Annotated in this window: 2 protein-coding genes and 1 pseudogene; 2 read left to right on the forward strand and 1 reads right to left on the reverse strand. The window is 69.1% G+C overall.

What is annotated here, in order from left to right:
- The first annotated feature begins 29 nt into the window (after window positions 1–29).
- Complete coding sequence (der, locus tag U9980_RS13190; RefSeq protein WP_322768176.1) at window positions 30–1,403, forward strand: ribosome biogenesis GTPase Der; 1,374 nt, start codon at window positions 30–32, stop codon at window positions 1,401–1,403.
- A 264-nt stretch (window positions 1,404–1,667) separates the two neighbouring features.
- Window positions 1,668–1,874: pseudogene (locus U9980_RS28545) on the forward strand (MarR family transcriptional regulator); the annotation flags it as partial.
- 195 nt (window positions 1,875–2,069) lie between these two features.
- Here the strand turns inward: U9980_RS28545 and U9980_RS13195 are convergent.
- Window positions 2,070–3,749: a metallophosphoesterase family protein gene (locus U9980_RS13195; protein WP_322768174.1), complete on the reverse strand. Its 1,680-nt coding sequence runs from the start codon at window positions 3,747–3,749 to the stop codon at window positions 2,070–2,072.
- Window positions 3,750–4,004 lie beyond the last annotated feature (255 nt).

Genomic DNA, 4,004 nt, shown 5'->3' on the forward strand with positions numbered 1-4,004 from the left:
TGACGAACAGAGACGAGGACGTTGTGGGTGTGGCTTCGCAGGCACCGCAGGACGAGGCCGGGTACCCGCCCGGCGCCACCGAGAGGCAGCCGGTGCTGGCGATTGTCGGACGCCCCAACGTCGGCAAGTCGACGTTGGTGAACCGGATCCTGGGCCGTCGGGCCGCGGTGGTCGAGGACGTCCCGGGCGTGACCCGCGACCGGGTCGCATACGACGCAACCTGGAACGGGCGGCGTTTCGTCGTCGTCGACACCGGCGGCTGGGAGCCTGACGCGCGTGGGCTCGCCGCCCGGGTCGCCGAGCAGGCACGTGCGGCGCTGGACACGGCCGACGCGGTGCTGTTCGTGGTCGACACCACGGTCGGTGCGACCGACGCGGATGAAGCCGTCGCGCGCGTACTGCAGCGGTCGGGGCTGCCCGTCGTTCTTGCCGCGAACAAGGTCGATGACGCTCGGACGGAGGCGGACGCAGCCGCGCTGTGGAGCCTCGGGCTCGGTGAGCCGCATCCGGTGTCCTCGCTGCACGGCCGTGGCAGCGGAGACCTGCTCGACGCGGTGCTCGCGGCCCTCCCGGAGGCGCCGCGCGAGCGTTTCGAGGAGGTGGACGGTCCGCGGCGGGTAGCCCTGTTGGGCCGGCCGAACGTGGGGAAGTCCAGCCTGCTCAACCGGCTCGCCGGGACGGAGCGCTCGCTCGTGGACGAGGTCGCCGGTACCACCCGTGACCCGGTCGACGAGCTGGTGACCGTCGGGGGCGAGGTGTGGAAGTTCGTGGACACCGCCGGCCTGCGGCGTCGGGTCCGGGAGGCCGCCGGAGCGGAGTACTACTCCTCGCTACGTACCGCGGCCGCGCTGGAGGCCGCCGAGGTCGCGATCGTCCTGCTCGACGCCGGCGAGCCACTCACCGAACAGGACCAACGGGTGATCACCATGGTGGTCGAGGCCGGGCGGGCTCTGGTACTGGCGTTCAACAAGTGGGACCTGCTCGACGAAGACCGCCGTCTCACTCTGGAACGCGAGATCACCCGAGATCTCGGCCGGGTCGTCTGGGCACCGAGGGTGAACGTGTCGGCAATGACCGGCCGCGCGGTCGATCGGCTCGCACCAGCCCTGCGATCCTCGCTGGATTCGTGGGGGATGCGGATCTCCACCGGCCGGCTCAACACCTGGCTCGGCGAGGTCGTGGCGGCCACCCCGCCGCCGTCCCGTGGCGGGCGGCTGCCCCGGGTACTGTTCGCGACGCAGGCTGGTGTGCGGCCACCCCGGTTCGTCATCTTCTCGACGGGGTTCCTGGAGCCGGCCTACCGTCGCTTCCTGGAGCGCAGGCTGCGCGAGGACTTCGGCTTTGCCGGAACACCGATTGAGATTTCCATCCGGGTTCGCGAACGGGGCGAGAAACGTCAGTGACGGGCGGTCACCTGCGTTTCGCAGCCCAGACATCGCCCCATCGCCCCGCTGCCCCATCACCCGCTGTCCGCTGTCCGGGGCAATACCATGGCCGGCGGTCCGTCCGGCGCCGATCTCACCGGTGCCGGCCTGGGGGCCATCAACCGACCCTGGCCTGCCCCCCGGGACACGGAGGCCGTTGTGAGCGAGCGGGCACACCTCACGCGCCGTGTGGAGATGGCCATGCAGATGATGCGGCACCACCGGCTGGGGTATTACGGATTGATGCCGCGGGCGCGCCTGCTGGCGTCCCTACCCGAGCTGGTGCCGCCGACACACTACCGGGTCCTGCGTTTCATCGAGACGAATTCGCCGCCACCCCCGACCTTGTCCGACATCGCGGAGCTGCTCCTGGTTGATCGCGCGCGGGCGGCCCGTGTGGTCGATCAGCTCGTCGCCGGGGGTCTGGTCGTGCGGACCAGCGACGCTGTTGATCGTAGGGTCCGGCGGGCGGACCTGACCTCGGCCGGGCGTCAACGCCTGGCCGAGGCTGCCGAGCAACGCTGGGAGTTCCTGATGACGACCGTCGCAGACTGGTCGACTGAAGATCTCCGACAGTTGGCGACGCTGATCGAGCGCCTGAACGACGCGGTGGCCCGCGGCGTGGCGACCGAGAGGGGCGCCGGTTTATCGCGTGGGGCCCAGGCCGTCGCTGCGCCGTCGCTGCAGGGTGAAGGTGTCGACGGGCTGGACCTGACCGTAGAGGCCGGTGACGGCGTAGTAGGTGACAGCCATCGACGTCAGACCGCCCCGCTTGTTCCCCGGGTCGACGGTGAAGGCAACGAAGCCGTACGGGTTGACCCGGTCCCGCACCGCCGACCACGGCGCGGCCTCTGACACGTAGATCGGTGTACGTTTGCCGTTGGCGCCGGTAGCTCCCACGCCGGTGATGACGTTGCATGCCGGAGTGTCGTACAACACGTCGATCGAAGGTATCGAGGTGCCGCCGCCGCCGATGACCATGTGGACGGTTCCGGCGCCGGTGTCCACCACATCGGTTCGGGTCGCGACCGGGATCGGGGTCAGGGTGTCGGTGGGCTGCTGGCCGCGGATCGGGTGGGATCGCTCGTAGTGGTGTTCGTGGCCACACAGGACCAGGTCAACGCCGTACTGGTCGAACAACGGCACCCATTCCTGCCGGATGCCCAGGTCCGCGCCATTGCCGGGGTGGTCCGCGGTGGACACCACGACCTGGTGCATCACGACCACGATCCAGTCGATGTTCCGGTTGTTCCGACTCGCCGCGAGTTCCGCCTCGAGCCACCGCCGCTGTGCCCCGCCCGAGTAGCCGTGCACATAGCTGTTGCCGCCGTCCTGGTAGCAGACGTCGTCGTTGTTCAGGCTCACCACCCGGACCGAACCGACGGTGAAGGCGTACCACAGGCCGTTGGTCTCCGGGTCGCCCCCGTTGCCGGGAACGGTGAAGTAGGTCTGGTAGGCGCCGAACCCGATCGGGCCGTTGCCGCGTTCGTTCTCGTGGTTGCCTGCAGCCGGCATCCACGGGCGGAACCTGGCCGATCGGGTGGTCATGTCGAACCAGTCCGACCAGGTGCGGAGGCGGTCGGTCGACAGGTTCGCATAACACAGGTCGCCGTTGACCAGATGGAACAGCGGCGCGACGCGCTCCACGGCGGTCGTCACGTCATTGGCGTACGGCGAGCCGAGGTTGTCGTTGAGATACTGCAGGGGTCCGGTTATCTTCGCCGGCCGTGGACCGTTCAGCTTCCCGAGGGTGGGCGTGCCCTGGTCACCGAAACTTGTGAACGTGAACGGCGCCCGGCCGCGTGGTCCGGTGCGAAACGACCCCGGCTCCGGCGTCGCCCCGTCATGGACCGCCGCGTACATGTATTCGCTGTCGGGATGCAGCTGCTGGAACCGGGCACTGTGAACATAGACGCTCTGCCCGGACTGCGCGTCGGTGTAGGTGTCGGTGACCGCAGCCACCTTCGCCCCGATGCCGTCGTTCAGTGTGCCGAGCAGCACCCGTGGCCTTTGCACCGGCACCAGAGTCTGCCACGACACCACCATCTCCCGGGATGCGTCCGCGCCGAACTGGAGGTGCAGACCCGTCACGGGTGGCATGCCCAGGGTGCCCGGCTGTACCCAGAGTGTTGGCGACATGCCGGTCGTCGCGGCGGCGGCGGGGGCTACGGTGCCGAGGAACGGATCCGCCCCGGCAACGGTTAGTCCGGCGCCGACTGCGCCCAGCCATCCTCTCCGGCTGAGGGCGGCTCTCCCTGCGTCCGCGTCATCGCCCGGTGCTGTCGGGAGCGGGTTCTCGTCCTGCGGGTTCGTGAAATTGGTCACCTGGGAAATGGTGGCGGCGTGCGGGCATCGGCGGCAGCAGGCGGCCGGGAACCTTGCACCAACAGGCGGTCTCCACAAAACGACATCCCGCGGGCGGTGGACAACTATTGCATGTGCAACTATATCGCGACGGGGGAGTCGCTGAGTCGGCATCTGACCGGGGGTAGGTCCCCAGATGCAGGGGGCTGGAGTCTCCGACTGACGCTGGCGCACCGTGTCGCTGGCGCCAAAAAGGGCTGCTGACCAGGGCTTATA

It is taken from the genome of Protofrankia sp. Cr1, assembly GCF_963555865.1.
Classification (GTDB): domain Bacteria; phylum Actinomycetota; class Actinomycetes; order Frankiales; family Frankiaceae; genus Protofrankia.